At 38.9% G+C, this 18,471-nt stretch carries 18 protein-coding genes; 17 read left to right on the top strand and 1 reads right to left on the bottom strand.

All coding sequences use genetic code 11. The features are described from left to right. Positions 1-22: 22 nt before the first annotated feature. From LCM11_RS03085 to LCM11_RS03035, 11 genes are all read left to right on the top strand, one after another. Positions 23-2,176, top strand: a complete 2,154-nt coding sequence (locus tag LCM11_RS03085; RefSeq protein ID WP_224892793.1) for a peptidoglycan D,D-transpeptidase FtsI family protein — start codon at positions 23-25, stop codon at positions 2,174-2,176. 206 nt (positions 2,177-2,382) lie between these two features. Next, positions 2,383-3,405 (top strand): phosphate ABC transporter substrate-binding protein PstS family protein, encoded by a 1,023-nt coding sequence (locus LCM11_RS03080; RefSeq protein WP_224892792.1) that lies wholly within the window; start codon positions 2,383-2,385, stop codon positions 3,403-3,405. 78 nt (positions 3,406-3,483) lie between these two features. Then, on the top strand, positions 3,484-4,431 hold the full coding sequence (gene pstC / locus LCM11_RS03075) for a phosphate ABC transporter permease subunit PstC (protein ID WP_224892791.1): 948 nt from the start codon (positions 3,484-3,486) through the stop codon (positions 4,429-4,431). Continuing rightward, positions 4,431-5,309, top strand: coding sequence for a phosphate ABC transporter permease PstA (gene pstA, locus LCM11_RS03070; protein ID WP_224892790.1), 879 nt, complete (start codon positions 4,431-4,433; stop codon positions 5,307-5,309). The genes pstC and pstA overlap by 1 nt, the downstream gene beginning before the upstream one ends. A 132-nt stretch (positions 5,310-5,441) precedes the next feature. After that, a complete protein-coding gene (gene pstB, locus LCM11_RS03065; RefSeq protein ID WP_224893081.1) occupies positions 5,442-6,185 on the top strand; it encodes a phosphate ABC transporter ATP-binding protein PstB in 744 nt (247 codons plus the stop codon). Positions 6,186-6,209: 24 nt separating this feature from the next. Further along, a complete protein-coding gene (gene phoU / locus LCM11_RS03060) occupies positions 6,210-6,872 on the top strand; it encodes a phosphate signaling complex protein PhoU (protein WP_224892789.1) in 663 nt (220 codons plus the stop codon). A gap of 212 nt (positions 6,873-7,084) precedes the next feature. Beyond that, on the top strand, positions 7,085-7,234 hold the full coding sequence (rpmG, locus tag LCM11_RS03055) for a 50S ribosomal protein L33 (protein ID WP_014643761.1): 150 nt from the start codon (positions 7,085-7,087) through the stop codon (positions 7,232-7,234). Between the two features lie 163 nt (positions 7,235-7,397). Then, positions 7,398-7,967: a 5-formyltetrahydrofolate cyclo-ligase gene (locus LCM11_RS03050; RefSeq protein ID WP_224892788.1), complete on the top strand. Its 570-nt coding sequence runs from the start codon at positions 7,398-7,400 to the stop codon at positions 7,965-7,967. Positions 7,968-8,060: 93 nt separating this feature from the next. Further along, positions 8,061-9,023, top strand: a complete 963-nt coding sequence (locus LCM11_RS03045; protein WP_224892787.1) for an L-lactate dehydrogenase — start codon at positions 8,061-8,063, stop codon at positions 9,021-9,023. A gap of 59 nt (positions 9,024-9,082) precedes the next feature. Further along, complete coding sequence (locus LCM11_RS03040; RefSeq protein ID WP_224892786.1) at positions 9,083-9,283, top strand: hypothetical protein; 201 nt, start codon at positions 9,083-9,085, stop codon at positions 9,281-9,283. 82 nt (positions 9,284-9,365) lie between these two features. Beyond that, positions 9,366-10,898, top strand: a complete 1,533-nt coding sequence (locus tag LCM11_RS03035) for a rhomboid family protein (RefSeq protein WP_224892785.1) — start codon at positions 9,366-9,368, stop codon at positions 10,896-10,898. Here the strand turns inward: LCM11_RS03035 and LCM11_RS03030 are convergent. Next, entirely contained in the window at positions 10,892-11,752 is an 861-nt protein-coding gene (locus tag LCM11_RS03030) for a hypothetical protein (RefSeq protein WP_224892784.1), read from the bottom strand. The two genes, LCM11_RS03035 and LCM11_RS03030, sit on opposite strands and share 7 nt — an antisense overlap. Positions 11,753-11,929: 177 nt before the next feature. On the opposite strand from LCM11_RS03030, the gene LCM11_RS03025 reads away from it, so the two are divergent. From LCM11_RS03025 to LCM11_RS03000, 6 genes are all read left to right on the top strand, one after another. Next, entirely contained in the window at positions 11,930-13,384 is a 1,455-nt protein-coding gene (locus LCM11_RS03025; protein WP_224892783.1) for a spore germination protein, read from the top strand. Positions 13,385-13,450: 66 nt separating this feature from the next. After that, positions 13,451-13,666 (top strand): YqgQ family protein, encoded by a 216-nt coding sequence (locus LCM11_RS03020; RefSeq protein ID WP_014643754.1) that lies wholly within the window; start codon positions 13,451-13,453, stop codon positions 13,664-13,666. After that, on the top strand, positions 13,667-14,623 hold the full coding sequence (locus LCM11_RS03015; RefSeq protein ID WP_224892782.1) for an ROK family glucokinase: 957 nt from the start codon (positions 13,667-13,669) through the stop codon (positions 14,621-14,623). A 277-nt stretch (positions 14,624-14,900) separates the two neighbouring features. Then, positions 14,901-16,781: an LTA synthase family protein gene (locus LCM11_RS03010; protein ID WP_224892781.1), complete on the top strand. Its 1,881-nt coding sequence runs from the start codon at positions 14,901-14,903 to the stop codon at positions 16,779-16,781. A 123-nt stretch (positions 16,782-16,904) separates the two neighbouring features. Beyond that, entirely contained in the window at positions 16,905-17,591 is a 687-nt protein-coding gene (locus LCM11_RS03005; protein WP_224892780.1) for an ATP-binding cassette domain-containing protein, read from the top strand. A gap of 14 nt (positions 17,592-17,605) precedes the next feature. Further along, the gene (locus LCM11_RS03000) at positions 17,606-18,373 is read left to right on the top strand and encodes an ABC transporter permease (RefSeq protein WP_224892779.1); all 768 of its coding nucleotides are present in this window, start codon (positions 17,606-17,608) and stop codon (positions 18,371-18,373) included. Positions 18,374-18,471: the final 98 nt, after the last annotated feature.

The following is an 18,471-nucleotide window of genomic DNA, read 5'->3' as shown; positions in this document are numbered from 1 at the left end:
TGGAAAATGGGGGAGAACATAGATGGCCGGCGATATGAAAAGAGGAAAGAAAAGAACCCACCTTCCTTTTCGTTTAAACGTAGTTTTTTTTATTGTATTTCTATTATTTGGAGCAATCATCCTTCAGCTTGGGGTCGTTCAAATTCTTAATGGAGAAGAAGCCCAGGATGAAATTGATCGAACAGAAAACACCACTACAAATATCCCTGTGCCCAGAGGAGAAATGTATGACCGCTACGGAAAGGTAGTTGTAAACAATGAGCCTCTTTATTCGATAACTTATACTCCCCCTAAGGGAGTAAAACAACTTGATCGTTTAGAGCTTGCAGAAAAGTTGTCACAGTATATCAATATGGAGTTTGAAGACAAGCTTAGTACCCGTGACTTAAAAGAATATTTCTTCTTAAAGAATAGAGAAGAAGTCGTTAAGCGTATAAAAGATAAAGACACAAAGGATATGGATAACGGCGAGGTATACCAGCTTCAACTCGACAGCATTAAGGAACCGGAAGTTACTTCTTACGATAATCAGACCAAAGAAGTTATCGCCATTAAAAAAGAACTGGACAAAGCATACGCACTTTCCCCGCACATCATCAAGAACTCAAACATTTCCTATGAAGAATATTCCTCAGTGGCGGAGCATTTAGGGAGTCTTCCAGGGATAAACGTTACATCTGATTGGGAAAGAGAATATCCTTATGGTAATACGTTCAAGAATTATGTTGGGAACATCACTTCAAGAGAACAAGGAATTCCACGTGATAATTTGGAATACTTTATGTCACTGGACTACAGCAGAAATGACCGGGTAGGTACGAGCGGTCTTGAAGAGCAATATGAACAGGTGTTAAAGGGAACTAAAGAGAAAGTACAGTATGAGATTGATAAAAATAACGATGTAGTTGATTCAAAAGTGGTTCGTGAAGGGGAGAGGGGAAAAGATTTAGTTCTCACTCTCGACGTAGAATTTCAGGAAAAAGTTGACCAGATCTTGCGTGAAGAACTAGAGAGTGCAATCCAGCAGGCACCTAATGAGAATAAGCATCTCGAGAATTCAGTAGCGGTGGTATCTAATCCTAAAACAGGCGAGATCCTAGCTATTTCTGGTCAAAAGTATAATCGGAACTTGGAAGATGGGGAGGAGCGTTTCTCGGACACCTCTTACCAGGCAGTTTATAATGCTTATATGTCAGGTTCTACAGTAAAAGGAGCAACGATTTTAACAGGTTTACATGAAGGGGCTATTGATCCTGGACAGACGGTAAATGACCGTGCCATAAAAATCTCCTCGGATAGGGAGAAGTCTTCTTATACTTCAAATATAGGTGTTGTGGATGATATAGAAGCTATTCAACAATCCTCCAACGTTTATATGTATTTTCTTGCCATGTATTTAGGTAAAGAATTTGATTACCAGTATGGGCGGCCTATTAGTTTACAAAATGATACGTTTCAAACCTTTTTGTACAACTTTAATCAATTTGGTTTAGGTGTGGAAACAGGTATTGATTTCCCATACGAAGCAACCGGTTTTGAAGGGGATAATCCGGCTGATGGTAATATCCTTGACTTTGCGATTGGTCAGTACAGCACCTATACGGCCATGCAGTTAAATCAGTACGTCTCTACCATAGCCAATGGAGGCAGCAGGCTTAAAATGAAGCTGGTAAAGGAAATCCACGATCCTTCAACTTCTTCTGAAGGGTTAGGACCGATCTATAAAGAGTACACACCCGAAATCATTAACCAGCTTGAAATGGATTCGACCTATATTGGACGTGTGCAAGAAGGGTTCAGACAGGTGTTCCAAACGAGTGAAGGTACAGCAAGCAGCGTGTTTTCCGATCCAACATATGCTAAATATAATATGGCAGGTAAAACTGGAACAGCTGAGGCAACTAAATCAATACCTGTAAATGGTGGGGAAACCTATCGGCGTGAAGATAACTTATTGAATAAAACGTTGATCGGCTATGCTCCACACAACGATCCTGAAATTGCTTTCTCTGTTGTTACTCCATATTTGGGTAATGATACCCCCACCACCAGTGTAAGTAATAAGATTGGAGCACGTATAGGAAAGGCTTATTTCGATTTAAAGGAAAAAAGAGAAAAAGAAGGTGTCGGGGCATCACCGTCTGAGCAAACCACTGAAGAGGCAACAGAAGAATAATTATATGAATTGCGTAAAAGCTAACCGAAATCTCTTTCGGTTAGCTTTTTTTATGCTTTACAAATAAAAATCGATAAAAATCGACCAATTTACAAAACCTTTACGTTTGATTTATATGTCCTTAAAACTCTTTCTTTAATATATAAAATGTGAGTTGGTCAAGCCGGCATCACATAATACTTGTTTAGAAATAGGGGGAGAAAGAAATGAAAAACTTTAAAAGTTTAGCACTAATGTTTGCATTTATTTTAGTGCTTGGAGTACTTGCTGCATGCGGTGGTTCTGGCGACGATGCCAGCGGTGACGAAGGAAGCGGCTCTGAAAGTTCTGAGGAAAGCTCAGGTAGTGAGGGAAGTTCTTCTGAAGAAGGAGAGGAAGTTTCTGGCCCAATCGCAATTGATGGTTCTTCAACAGTTTTCCCAATCATGGAAAACCTTACGTTCAGCTATCGTGAAGAGGCTCCTGAAGTTGAGACATCCCTAAACAGCTCTGGATCCGGCGGTGGTTTCAAGAAATCCACTAAAGGTGAAATCGACCTAAGTAATGCTTCTCGTGAAATTAAAGAAGAAGAGAAGAAAATTGCAGAAGAAAACGGCGTACAACTTGAGCCACTAACTCTTGCTTACGACGGTCTGTCTGTAGCGGTTAGTGCAAAGAACGATTTCGTTGAGAACCTGACAATTGAACAACTAAGACAAATTTTCCTTGAATCTTCTGATGCACAAATGTGGTCTGACATTAACCCGGACTGGCCTGAAGAGCAAATTGAAATCTTTGCTCCTGGACATGACTCAGGTACTTTTGATTACTTCAATGAAGTTATTCTTGAAGAAAACCCTATGAAAGAAGGAGAAAATACAACTCTTTCTGAAGATGACAACGTTCTAGTACGCGGGATTGAAAATAATCCAAATGCAATCGGATTCTTCGGTTACGCTTACTATGCGGAAAATAAAGATGCGCTAAAAGTTCTAGGAATTGCTGAAGGGGATGCTGAACCTGTAAAACCTTCTGGTGAAACAATCCAGGATGGTTCTTATACACCACTATCCCGTCCATTATTCACTTATGTGAATGTAGAGGCTTATAAAAACAAGCCACAAGTACGTGACTTTGTTGAGTACACATTAAACAATGCAGGAAAAGCTGCAGAAGAAGTTGGATATGTTGCTCTTCCTGAAGAAAAATATGAGGAACAGCTTGATAAGGTTAAAGGCTGGGCAGAGTAATTGATTTTTAAAATCTAACAAGGTAGGTGAGACTAATCATTAGTCTCACCTTGCCTTATGGATGAGAGGAGTTTGAAAATGGACAAAAGTTTACAATCAGAGGGAAATAAATTGAATGTCCAGGATTTAATCGAACGAAACAAACAAAAAACCACTTTTGGACAGCGTATTGAGAAGATTATCCCGTGGTTTTTACTATTCTGTGCTATCATCAGTGTTTTAACGACAGTCGGCATATTATTTACTTTATTACGTGAGTCTATTGGTTTCTTTTCGAATGTATCTATGATTGATTTCTATACGGGAACAAACTGGTCGCCGTGGTCTGGTGATTATGGAGTAGCTCCACTCATTGGTGGAACCCTACTCATTACATTGATCGCAACAGTGGTCGCTGTTCCATTAGGTCTTATGTCAGCCATATTTTTGAGTGAGTACGCTAACGACAAGGTGAGACGTGTGATTAAACCGATTTTAGAGGTTTTAGCAGGAATCCCTACGGTTGTTTATGGTTACTTTGCTTTAACGTTCGTTACACCAATGTTCCAGGGTATTATCCCAGATCTTGGCATCTTCAACGCTTTAAGCGGTGGATTTGTTGTTGGGATTATGATTATTCCAATGGTAGCGTCTTTATCAGAAGATGCTATGAACTCTGTACCAAACGCACTTCGTGAAGGAGCATACGGTCTTGGAGCTACAAAGCTAGAAGTTGTATATAAGGTTGTACTTCCAGCTGCGTTTTCGGGAATCGTTGCCTCAATTGTGCTGGCTATCTCCCGTGCAATTGGTGAAACCATGATTGTAACAATTGCTGCAGGAGCTACGCCGAACTTAACGTTTGATCCCACAGAGTCCATTCAGACGATGACAGCTTTTATTGTCCAGGCTGCTACGGGCGATACAACGTTTGGCTCTACGATCTATTATAGTTTATATGCAGTTGGAATGACGTTATTCGTCTTCACTCTGGGTATGAACTTGTTAGCACAGTATATTTCACGTAAGTTCAGGGAGGAATATTAATGCTTGGACAAAATGAAGAAGGCATCAAGAAACGAATGAAAGGAAGAGTATTAAAAAATAAGATAATGATGGGTATGTTCTTTCTGGCTACCTCCGTTGGTCTTGTTTTTCTAGTACTCCTTTTTTACCGCGTATTGACTCAAGGAATTGGTTATTTAAGCTGGGATTACCTGACTAGTGGACCAGCTCCTTATCCAGAAGAAGCAGGGATTTGGATAGGAATGATAGGATCCATTATGTTAATGGTTATAGTTGCAATATTCTCTGTCATAGTAGGGGTCGCCTCAGCTATTTATTTAGAGGAGTACGCCTCGCAAAACAAATTTACAGAATTTATAAGAGTGAACATCTCTAACTTAGCAGGTGTACCATCTATTGTCTTTGGATTATTAGGTCTTACCTTCTTTGTTTATATGTTTAACTTTGGTTATACTTTGATCGCCGGGGGTTTAACGATGGCGTTACTGATACTGCCGGTTATTGTAGTATCTGCCCAAGAAGCTCTAAGATCCGTACCTATTGATCTGCATCAAGCTTCATTAGGGATGGGGGCCTCTAAATGGCAGACAATCGCACGTGTGATTCTGCCTGCAGCACTTCCTGGTATCTTGACCGGGACTATAATTGCCCTTTCAAGGGCTATTGGGGAAACAGCACCATTAATTATTGTCGGAGCTGCTACTGCCATTTATACGCTTCCAGATTCATTGCTTGCGAAGTACACCGTTATGCCGATCCAGATCTATAATTGGACAGGAAGACCACAAGAAGAGTGGCAATTTGTAGCGGGGGCTGGAATCATAATACTTCTAGCAGTTCTGCTATTAATGAATTCAATTGCCGTATTTATTCGTAATAAATTTCAGCAGCGTCTTTAAACAAGGATGAGGAGGGGTTTCACAATGACTAAAATCAGTGAAGAAACACAAGAAACGAGAGCAGGTAGCATTACTTCAAAACCTATTGTTGAGAAAAAAGATAAACAGCAAAACAGAGAAAGTAAAAATGTTATGCAAGTAGAAGATCTGAATTTATGGTATGGAAGCAATCAAGCACTTTACGAAATCAATATGGACGTTCCAGAAAAAAGGGTAACAGCGATCATTGGTCCTTCAGGGTGTGGGAAGTCCACTTTTATTAAAACGTTAAATCGTATGGTAGAAATGGTACCCATCGTTAAGACTTCCGGTTCCATTAAATATCGTGATCAGGATATTTTTAATGGGAACTTTAAGCAGGAATATTTAAGAACGAAAGTAGGAATGGTTTTCCAATCTCCAAATCCATTTCCTAAGTCTGTATATGATAATGTAGCCTATGGTCCAAGAGTGCACGGAATTAAGAAAAAAGAAGTTCTTGACGAAATTGTTGAGAAAAGCTTAAAGGATGCGGCTATTTGGGATGAATTAAAAGACCGTTTGGATGCAAATGCCTATGGTCTTTCCGGTGGTCAGCAGCAGCGTGTATGTATTGCCCGTGCCCTCGCCGTTGAGCCAGACGTGATCCTGATGGATGAGCCAACATCTTCATTAGACCCAATCTCTACCTCAAAAGTAGAGGAGCTTGTTCAGGAGCTTAAGAAAAAGTATAGTATTATTATTGTGACGCACAACATGCAGCAAGCTGCTCGTATATCTGACAAAACAGCTTTCTTTTTGAATGGAGAATTGGTTGAGTTCGCTGAAACAGATGATTTATTCCAAAACCCTCAAGATAAGCGGACGGAAGATTATATTACAGGACGCTTTGGTTAAGTAAGTGTTTGAGGGGGGAAACTAATGGTCTCTATTCGTCAACATTTTGAAGAAGAATTAAATGATTTGAAAGAAAAGATAAAAGAACTGGCTCTTGATTCAAAATATTCACTTGATACTGCGATCCACGTTTTTTATCAAGGCGATGTTAGTAAAGCTACAAAAATTATTGAAGATGATGCAATTATTGATGCAAAGGAAGATAAAATAAACGAAGATGCTATTTTGCTAATCGCTAAACAGCAGCCGGTCGCTCGCGATTTGAGGCGTTTAATCACAGCCATTAAAATATCATCTGATTTGGAACGTATGGCTGACCATGGTACGAATATTGCCAAGGCAACTATTCACCTGGGTGAGGATCATGGAATTGAGATAAATCCTGAATTAAGAGAGATGGCTGTACTAGCCATGGATATGGTGGACTTAGCAGTTAAAGCTTTTGAGTATGAGGATATTTCTTTAGCAAGTAAACTGGCAGAAATGGATGATGTGGTCGATAGAAAATATGGGGAAGTTGTAAGGGAAACTTTAGAATTAACTGCAATAAATCCTCAGCAAATTCAGCACATTATGCAAATTTCCTATGTAGCAAGATATATTGAACGCTTTGCGGATCATATTACGAATATAGGTGAGAATATATTCTATCTTGTAAAAGGTCAATCTTATGATTTAAATAAATAAGAAGCAGAAAGCTGTTCGTCTGGAACAGCTTTCTGTTTCTTAATGGATTAAAATGAAACGGGGTTCGTGAATATCTAGTGTATTCATCTGTTAGAAGTTTGTAAGACCAACTTCAAAATTATACTTGCAAGCAATAAGGTAATTTGTTAACATTAATAGAGTCTGATGAAATAGATGATATAGTGAAAAGATTGAATTTGGAGGGATAAACAATGCGTGTAAACATTACACTTGCTTGTACCGAAACAGGTGACCGCAATTACATTACTACAAAAAACAAACGTAAAAACCCTGAGCGTTTGGAACTAAGTAAATATAGTCCTCGTCTAGGTAAACACACCTTGCACCGTGAGACTAAATAAAACAGTAGGATTATTTCCTACTGTTTTTTTATATTAATTTTCAGCGCCTTTTCGATATTGGCATGCTTAGTTTCAAGACAGTTGCGCCCCTTACGAACATGGGTAGAAGGGTTGGCTTTAATTTTTGAATGAAGATAGCCACTTCTAAAAGGAGACAGGCTTTATGGATAAGAAAGAGTGCAGAAAGATAGGCAAGCAACTATTAAATAACCTTTCCAGAGATAATAAAGATTCGATTCAATCGGCTCTATATCAGCATTTATTCAAAAGTGATCTATGGAAAAATGCTAAAATGATAGGGATGACTATTTCTCAGGAACATGAATGGTCTACATATCCTATTATTGATCAAGGGTGGAAGGAGCATAAGCAGGTAGTTGTGCCAAAGTGTATTCCTAAGACTAGAGAGATGGATTTTTACAAACTGGAAGATTATGGGCAGTTGGAAACCGTTTACTTTGGATTGAAAGAACCAGATCCTGCTGCTTCAGAGAAGGTAAAAAAGGAAGGGATTCACCTACTTTTAGTTCCTGGACTTTTATTTGATGATTCTGGCTATAGGATAGGTTATGGCGGTGGGTATTATGATAGGTTTCTAGAGGGATTTGAAGGAGACACCATCATGATCGCTTCAGAGGCACAGAAGTTCTCTTCTCTGCCAATAGAGAAGTTTGATCAGAGAGTGGATTATATCCTCACGGAAAAAGGGTTATTTAAAACCAGACAGTTTTAACAAAATATTCTTAAAGATTGAGAGCGCGCATCCCATAATTTCTAGTTTATGGTTTACAATGAATATTACAAAGTTTTCAAGGGAGTTGATGGCATGGAGCGAGTAAACCGAGTTGCCTTGATAGGTACGGGAGCCGTAGGGTCTAGTTATGCATTCGCCTTATTAAATCAAGGTGTTGCAGATGAATTGGTACTTATTGATTTAAATAAGGAAAAGTCTGAAGGAGATGCCATGGATTTAAATCATGGATTAGCTTTTGCGCCTTCCAATAAGAAGATCTGGTTTGGAAGTTATGAGGACTGCAGTTCTGCTGATATCGTGGTTATTACGGCAGGAGCTAATCAGAAGCCCGGTGAAACTCGTTTAGATCTTGTTGAAAAAAACACATCCATCTTTAAATCCATCGTTGAATCCGTCATGTCCAGTGGATTTGATGGTATTTTCTTAGTTGCTACAAATCCAGTGGACATTCTAACTTATATGACCTGGCAGTTTTCAGGGCTTCCAGTTCATCGAGTGATTGGTTCAGGTACAATACTGGATACTGCTCGACTAAGATTTCAATTAAGCGAGTACTTCGAAGTGGATTCAAAAAATATTCATGCTTACATTATGGGAGAGCATGGTGATTCTGAATTACCCGTTTGGAGCCATGCTAATGTAGCGGGTCGTTCTGTATTTGATCGCATACACGATCATCCTGAAAAATATCATGTAGAGGATCTCGACTCCATCTTCGAACAAGTAAGAGATGCCGCCTATCATATTATTGAACGAAAAGGGGCTACTCACTACGGGATAGCTATGGGACTCGTTCGCCTCACCCGTGCCATACTGCACAATGAGAATGCTGTATTGACTATTTCTGGGTATTTACAGGGAGAGTATGGAGAAGAGGATCTGTATATTGGAGTACCAGCCATTATTAATCGTAAAGGTATAAAAGAAATTATTCAGTTAAACCTTGATCATGAAGAAAAGCAAAAATTCAGCCGTTCCGCATCTATTTTGAAAGAATCAATGTTGCCTGTCCTAAATAAATATAAGAATGTATAACGAGTGTAGATCTGGTGAAAATAGACTCATCAACTAATGTTTAAAATGAGGTGGATGAGTTGCACCCGATTCTGAAATGGACTTTGTTAATGATCTTCATTCTATACGGAGCTTATAAGTTTCGTTATCGTGTACTGGATATGGTTACAAAAGTACCTCTACTTAGAAGAAGTTTAGTTAAAACTTCTATGAGCGTTCCATGGGTAAGAAGGAAGTTGCTTGCCCAGATGTTTCAAAGACCTGACTCTAAGCTGCCATAAAGGCAGCTTTTTTTGTCAATCCTACTAATGGCTATGGTTGATTTCCTCATGATATGATAAATAGTACCAAGGAGGTGAATCTATGTTTATAGAACAGGATTTTTATTTCTGGAAGGTAACTCATGATCTTGTACTGAATCAAGGGTGTGAAGTTCTTCATATTAATACAGAACATAAAGAAGCTTGGCTTGAGTACTCAGGTAAGTGGAAGAATCACGTGATTCGAATCAAATATAAGCAAATTAATTGGAAAAATGAACTAAAAAGAGATCTTCAAGTTACATATCAACAGTTAAAGCAAAATCGGCAAATTTATCGCGGAGGAAATGTAATTCTGCATACGATTTATGTATCTGAATTTCCTCCTGTTGAGGAATGGGAAAATGTAGTTTCCGAAATAAACGAAGACAAAAAGTTAAACGTACAACTATATTATTTTTCAGACGAAAATAAAAATAATGAACGTAAGCGGTTTTATGAAGCTTTAAGACTCGATGAACCTATGTTGGAACAAAGAATATCACATAATGAAATGGAAGCTATGATTCCTTATCTAAAGCAGCAGATTGTATCAAGTCATCGGAAAAAACAGCAGGAAGTACAGGCATTATTTCAATTCGGCAAACCTCAGATGACTTACATTTTACTAGCTGTTAATATTCTGCTATTCATGTTTGTAGAATCTCAGGGTAGTACGACTTCTGTTTCAACATTGATTGAGTTTGGGGCAAAGTATAATCCGGCGATCATGGAAGGGGAATGGTGGCGTATAGTTTCCTCCATGTTTCTTCACATAGGTTTGCTTCACCTCTTAATGAATATGCTCGCTTTGTATTACATCGGCATCGCAGTTGAACGCATTTATGGAACCTGGCGCTTTTCCATGATCTATCTCTTGGCTGGTATTTTTGGAGGAGTCGCGAGTTTCATGTTAAATCCTCACGTAGCGGCCGGTGCTTCCGGGGCTATTTTTGGATTATTTGGGGCTTTGCTTTATTTCGGAGTTCGCCATAGACAATTGTTTTTTAAAACAATGGGGTGGAATTTAATCTTCGTTATTGCATTAAATATAGCTTTTGGTATTATGGTTCCTCAAGTCGATAACGGCGCACATATGGGCGGATTAATTGGAGGTTTTATTGCTTCCGCTGCATTTAATCTGCCTAAGCGAAAAGACAAGTTGCTTCAGGGTATTGCTCTTACTGGCTATATCCTTATTCTGGGCACGATGGCCCTCATAGGAAGTGAAGGGCTGTTTAACGATGGGGAGAGAATAGGGCAGGTACAACGAACTCAAGATTTAAATGAAAGTGGAGAGTATGACCAGGTGATTTCAATAACTACTGAAGCTTTAGATGATCCTGGTAGATATGAAGCAGAATTGAGATTTAATCGATCCTACGCTTATAATCAATTAAGTAAAACTGAGAAAGCGATTGAGGATTTAAAAAAAGTCGTTGAGCTCTCCCCTGATATGGGGGAGGCTCATTATAATTTAGCTCTACTTTATCAGCAAAAAGGAGATAAAAGTAAGGCTGTAACACATGCCAGAACAGCAGCAGAATTACGACCTGAGAATCAAGACTTCCAGGAGTTAATAAAGGAGCTTCAATAGTACTGAATTAATTGATGTTTTTTTCCTGTATCATCTTCGAATAGGACCATTAAGTGCTTGCCATTGTTATCAAATAGAATTAAAGGAATATAACTTTGAATAGGATGAGATGATTCCGCATCGGAAATCCCCAAAATATAATTCTTGTACAGCCCTTCCCATAGCTGCCCTTTTATTCGTTCATAGTTTTCTTCTGTGGTCCCCGGGAAGGGTTTATCTTTAAACTCGCCGAGGTGAGTTAAAGGTACAGGAGTGTACTGATTCTTAGGAATTTGATAATAACGCAGCAGTTCTTCCCACTGGGCTTCGATTTGCTGTGTGATGGTATGGTCCAGTGTTTCTTTCCACTCTTTTTCTTCAGGAGTGGAAGGTACATGAAAGGAAGAACGCTTGGTTAGCGGTGAATCAATTACATAAAGAGTGGCACTTGAAGTAGCCTGAATACTTTGAATCGGTTTTTCTCCTTCATGAATTTCCCCATGGTGAAAGCTAATCGCCTCATACCTTTTACTATCCTCTCCATGAAGGCTGGTTTTCTTTTGTATTACAGAAGTATTTTCCTTCCACTTATTCATAATCCCCTTTAACCTTCCGTTAACATATAATAAAGATACGTCCTGTCTTAAATACATAGATGGATTGCTCTCAGAAAACATCTCCCATTTTATTTCGTACTCATCATCATCTTGTGGAGATTCAAATTCCAATTTGGTGTCATAAGAACTGAAAGTGCTCTCTTGGGCTAGTGGGAAATATTTGATAACAGCATCATCTCTGAAATAACTTGAATATACAGCTAGTACAAGTACGAATACTAATGGACCCAATACCCAGTACAGCCAAACTTTTTTCATAAGGTCACCTCCTTACATCACCTGTTCGGTATTTGAGCAGTATATAGATAGTTATGAAGAAATAGAGGAGGACATGCCTTAAAAATTAAGTAGCCTTGAACCCATTTTGTTTATATAAGTATGTTTTCTTGAATTTAACAAAAGCTAACTTCTATGAGGAATGGAAGAAGGTGCGACATGGAAGAGAAGCAACTTTTGTTTGATAATTATGAAAAGAATGTAGCATACCTCCGCGATCGTCTAGGGGTAGAAGAAAGTTTTGATATGATTCATCTAGACCTTGTATATGCAGGCAGAGGTATGTCCTTATTTATGGTCGATGGCTTTGTCAAAGACGATATTCTTCACTATTTGATGAAGCTTCTTTCACGGCTGGACCCTGGCCAATTAGATCCAGATCCTTTAACTAAACTCCTGGAGACTCACCTTCCATATATTGAATTAGATAAGGAAAAAGATCTTAACAAAGCAGCGGACACTGTTTTAGCTGGACCTACAGCGTTAGTGGTGGAGGGTATGGAAGAAATCGTAATGATTGATGCCCGAACTTATCCTGTACGTGGTCCTCAAGAGCCTGATTTGGAGAGGGTAGTCAGGGGTTCAAGAGATGGGTTTGTAGAAACCATTGTCTTTAATACGGCTCTAACGAGAAGGCGGATCAGAGATCGGTCACTTCGTATGGAATATACTCAAATCGGTCGTAGATCACAAACAGATGTATGTTTGTGTTATTTAAAGGATATTGCAGATCCTGAACGTATTGAGCATTTGCAGAGAGTGCTTAAGGAAATAGATACTGATGCTCTGCCAATGGCTGAAAAAACAATTGAAGAGTTTATAAGCGGCCAGCATTGGAATCCTTATCCAGTCATTCGCTATACGGAGAGGCCTGATACGGCAGCAGCACATCTTTATGAAGGGCATATCCTTATCATCATAGATGGTTCTCCTAGTGTTATGATAACTCCGGCAACTTTCTGGCACCATCTGCAGCACGCAGAAGAGTACCGTCAAAAACCACTCGTGGGAGCTTACCTGCGATGGATCAGATTCATTGCGTTTATTTCTTCAATTTTCATTTTGCCTCTTTACTTTTTGTTTTCCATGCAGCCTGACCTTTTGCCGGAAAACTTATCGTTCATTGGACCGACCGATGCTGGAATTGTGCCTCTCCTTTTACAGTTTTTAATTGCTGAAGTAGGCATTGACATGTTAAGAATGGCTGCTATTCATACACCTTCTTCACTGGCTACAGCACTTGGACTGGTTGCAGCTATATTAATTGGACAGGTGGCTGTTGATGTAGGGCTATTCTCGAGTGAAGTAGTATTGTATTTATCTTTGGCAGCAATAGGGACTTTTGCGACCCCAAGTTATGAAATAGGACTTGCTGACCGATTATCGAGACTTGCCTTATTACTCATTACGGGTTTTTTTGGTGTAAAAGGATATGTCATAGGAATTACACTTTGGTTAATTTACCTGTCACGTATGCAGACTTTTAAAACACCTTATTTATGGCCTTTTCTTCCTTTTTCCTGGAAACCTTTTCGAGATGTACTCTTCCGTTCTCCGATCCCCTTAAAGAATAGACGACCTGCTTTCTTGCATCCAAAAGACCCTGACCGATAAATAAGGTCAGGGTTTTACATTTTCATTCCACGCTGCTATTGGTATAATGAATTAGGTGATAAAATAATGAAAACGATTTACGATATTCAACAGCACTTAAAAAAGTTTGGTACTTATATTTATGTAGGCGATCGCCTAGCTGACTTAGAGTTGATGGAAGACGAAGTAAAAGAGCTTTATCGCTCTCAATGTATGGAGAAGGAAGATTTTCAAATGGCTCTTTTATTATTAAGAGGAGAAATAGCAAGGGAAAAAGATCGCCAGCAAGGGGAGGAACGTTAAATGGAAAAAAATATTTTTCTTGCCGCTGATATCGGCGGTACTACGGTGAAACTCGCAGTGATTAAAGATAATGGGGATATTGTTAAAAAATGGGAAATTAGTACGGATAGAGAAAATGGTGGAGAGAGGATCCCTGAAGATATTCATCATGCATTAGAAGCTTCATTAGAAGAGTTACATATTGATAAGAAGCAAGTTGCTGGTATAGGTGCAGGAGCACCAGGTTTTGTAGATCCAAATAGCGGTTTTATCCACGAAGCAGTTAACATAGGTTGGAAAAACTATGATTTTGGTGCCATATTAAGTGACTTGAGCGGTTTTCCTGTATGGGTGGATAACGATGCCAATCTTGCAGCTCTGGGAGAAAAGTGGCTGGGTGCTGGTGAAGGAGCCCATGAACTAATTGCTGTAACTTTAGGAACTGGGGTTGGAGGCGGTATTATAGCTAATGGCGAGATTTTAAACGGAGTTAATGGTACCGCAGGTGAAATTGGTCATATTACCGTAGTATCTGAAGGCGGTGCTCCTTGTAATTGCGGTAAAACTGGCTGCCTGGAAACGTTAGCTTCAGCCACGGGAATTGTCAGGTTAGCAAAGGAAAATATCGAAAAAACTCCTGCAAGCATCTTAAGAGAAATTCCCTCTGATCAGTTAACAGCAAAGGATGTTTTTGAAGCTGCCCAGCAGGGAGATGAAGCGGCAGAAACAGTGATTAACAGAGTTACGGACTTGCTGGGAATGACGATCGCCAATCTTGCTATTGCGATTAATCCTGAAAAAATTGTTATAGGCGGGGGAGTTTCACAGGCTGGAAGTCAATTGTTGGATCCCTTGAAAGTTGCTTATAAAAAATATGCTCTACGAAGAACGTTTGAAGCAACAAGCTTTGATTTGGCAAAGTTAGGTAATGATGCCGGAGTAATCGGAGCGGCATTTCTAGTTAAAGCGAATCAATAAAAGGTGGAGCTTACTAAGCTCCACCTTTCTTTTCATATGAAAACAACTTCCATACATATATTGGATAATGTCGGGTGCATTACTTACGCTTAACAATCAGCTAACAAATTTCTTAAAACCTACTTTTTTTGAAACTTTTGTGATAGAATTTTCGTCATATACAATGAAACTGTTTAATAAAACATTATAAGTGGAATTTGTAAAGGAAGTTAGAAGATCTGGTTAAATAAAAGTAAAAGAATTAACCAGGGTGGTGTACTTTTGAGGAGGAACCAACATGCAAATGAATAAGTTTCGCATGCCTTTATTTATAATAGCTACGATTTTATTTGGAATAAAGACATATCTAGTGTACCGGCTTATGTTCGACTTATCCATTGAAAATCCATTACAGGAATTTATTCTACTGATAAATCCAATCGCGAGTGCCTACCTCATTTTTGCTATAAGTGTTTGGCTCAATCCAGCACGACAGATGAAATACTTGAGATGGACCTCTCTAATTGGATCACTGATCCTGTTTATTAATCTAATATTCTATCGGAATTTTACAGATTTTATTACGATTCCGGTTCTTTTTCAAGGAAATAATGCAGCAGATCTCACCGGAAGCTTTTTAACACTTCTGCATATGCAGGATGTCTTTTTGTTTTTGGATGTTGCAATTATTTGGTATTTAAGTAAAAAGAAATTTGGTTTGTCCATTAATTTACCTCAAACTGGTAAAATTGCAGCTACAGCTGTTACATTCCTTCTGTTAGCAGGAAATGTAGTACTCGCTGAAATGGAACGACCTATGCTGTTTGTGCGTGCTTTTGACAGAGAATATTTGGTGAAGAATATTGGTGTGTACAATTATCATTTATACGATGCTTCTATGCAAACTAAAACAAAAGCTCAACGTGTACTTGCGGACGGAAGTGAAATCAGCGAGATTGAGTCGTATTTAGACCGCAACTCTCCGGATGGTAATAACGAGGATGTACCATTATACGGAATTGCAGAAGATAAAAACGTGATTTTTGTCAGTGTTGAATCTTTCCAGAATTTCTTATTCGACTCTGAAATTAATGGTACAGAAGCAACCCCTTTCCTTAACGATTTAAAAGAGAGTAAAGATACTATTTGGTTTAAGAATTTTTATCACCAGACAGCGCAGGGTAAAACATCTGATTCAGAGTTTATTATCGAGAATTCTTTGTATCCACTGGGAAGGGGAGCCGTCTATTTTACACATGCACAGAATGAATACCATTCCCTTCCTGAAATCTTAAATAATGAAAACTATGAAACATCTGTATTCCACTCAAATAACAAAAGTTTTTGGAACAGAGATGTCATGTACGACAATCTTGGTTACGATCAATTTTATGGTGAACAATCTTTTGAAGTCACGCCGCAGAATTCGTTTGGCTGGGGACTCGAAGATAAAGCATTCTTTGATCAATCCATTAAATACTTGAAAGAACAGCAGCAGCCTTTTTACAGCAAATTTATAACGTTAACGCATCACTTTCCTTTTGAACTACCGGAGGAAAAAGCAAATATTGATCAGTATGATTCCGGATCTAAGACTTTGAATCATTATTTTCAAACAGCCCGCTATACTGATGAAGCATTGCAGTCATTCTTCCAGGAGCTAAAGGCTTCAGGTATCTATGAAGATTCAATCATTGTATTAATGGGAGATCACTACGGAATTAGTGAATTTCACAATAAAGCAATTGGAGAATTTCTAGGAAAAGAAATTAATGCCTATGAGCACACTCAACTGCAGCGAGTACCTTTCATGATTCATATTCCAGGATATGAAAAGGGTGAAGTGCGTGAAGAGGTAGTTGGACAAATTGATGTTAAACCTACCTTGTTACATCTATTAGGGATTAACAATGAAGAGGATCTCACCTTTGGAGACAACATGTTTGCAGAAAAAGGCAAGAACTTCATTGCCATGAGAGATGGAAGCTTTGTGAGTGAAAATTATATCTTTGCCGATGGAACTTGTTTTGACCGTGAGAGCGGAGTCCCATTAGAGGAAGAGAAGGCAAAACAATGCACTCCTATTAAAGAGAAGGTCGATCAGGAACTACAGTATTCAGACAACATTATTTACGGTGATTTGTTCCGGTTTTATGATTTCGGACAGAGTGAAGATTAATAATAGTAAGTCTAAGAGCCGTCATGAAGTTTCTCATGACGGTTCTTTGTATTCTATCACATAATTTATGTGCTCTCAGGGTAAGGATACATACATAATCATTATTTAAAGAGAGGGAATGTCATGTTTCGTTTTGAGAAAGTCAGCCAGGATCCATTAACTAACCTTACATTTACGATCCAAAAAAAAGAAAAAGTAATCCTGTTTGGCCCTTCAGGCGCAGGAAAAAGTACTTTGTTATATTTATTTAATCGTTTAAGTGAACCTGATAGTGGCAGTATCTATTTTAATGGAAAACCAATTAATGAATATTCGGTAACTGAATTAAGAAAAAATGTAGGTCTGGTGCTTCAGGCTCCTCATCTTTTTCCAGGAACCGTATTAGATAATCTGAAATACGGTCCTTCGTTATTCGGGGAATGGGAAGATAAAAACGCTAAGACCTTACTTGAATATGTGCAGCTCCCATCCTCCTATCTCCATAAAGATGTAAGCCAGTTGTCTGGCGGCGAAGAGCAGCGTGTATCATTAGCCCGTACACTTGCGAATTCACCTGAAGTGCTGTTACTTGATGAGCCAACAAGCGCACTGGATTATCAAACCGCTGAAGAAATTGAAGAAGTGCTAGAAGGATTAATTAAAGAACATGAAATGACCATGGTGATGGTCACTCATAATTTGAACCAGGCTCGAAGGCTGGGGGACAGAGGTCTCTTTATTATGGATGGTGGTCTTCAGGAAGATGGAACGATTCCCGATATGCTTGATCACCCAAAAAACGAAAAACTGCTTAATTTCATTGAAGGATAAAGGATGTGAATGCTTTGACGCCAGAAGTCTCTAATCAGTCTTTATTTTTTCTTATCATTTTTGTAATTATCCCTTTAACACTCTCGTATTTCTACCAATTAGGACTGGGGAAGAATGTGTTATGGTCTGCTTTCAGGGGAACTGTTCAGTTATTTGCAATTGGATACATACTGACTTATTTATTTGATCTGCCTGCCCGTCTAGGCATTCCGTTAATGGTTGGAATAATGATTATCATTGCTACCTTTCATGCCAGGCAGAAAGGAAAAGAGCTTCCCCATGTCTTACCAGTCATTTTTATAAGTCTTTTATTTGTAGAGGGAAGTGTCCTTACGATGTGGCTGGTTTTTGACATGGTACAATTTCGGCCGTCGGAAGTAATTCCTATGAGCGGGATGGTGATTGGGAACAGTATGGTAGCTATGGGGCTGGCATTAGAAAGAATGAAAAGTGAATTCCGAGATAACAATGGACGGCTGCTCGCTGCGCTTTCATTGGGAGCTGAGCCCAAACAAGCTTCTCATTTAATTGTTCAGAGAACGCTCCATGCTGCGCTGATTCCCAACGTGGACCGTTTAAAAACCATAGGACTGGTCCAACTGCCAGGGATGATGACGGGTTTAATACTGGGAGGGGTTGAACCAGTAATGGCTATTAAATATCAGCTGGTTATATCCTTAAGTATTTTTTCCTCAGTATCCATCAGCGCCATGTTTGTAACGCTCGCTATGTACAGATATTTCTTTAATAAAAACAAACAGCTTATTGAACCTGAAGGGTAATCATGTAAAGATCCTTATACGCTTACACAGAGTGTACAAGTATTGGCAAACATAAAAAAGGTGTGATACTTAAAATAAGTATCACACCTTTTAGTTCA

Origin of the sequence: Halobacillus halophilus (genome assembly GCF_020171985.1) — a bacterium.
Lineage (GTDB): Bacteria > Bacillota > Bacilli > Bacillales > Halobacillaceae > Halobacillus > Halobacillus halophilus_A.
The sequence above is the reverse complement of the archived record's forward strand: the minus strand, read 5'-3'. Positions and strand labels throughout refer to the sequence as shown.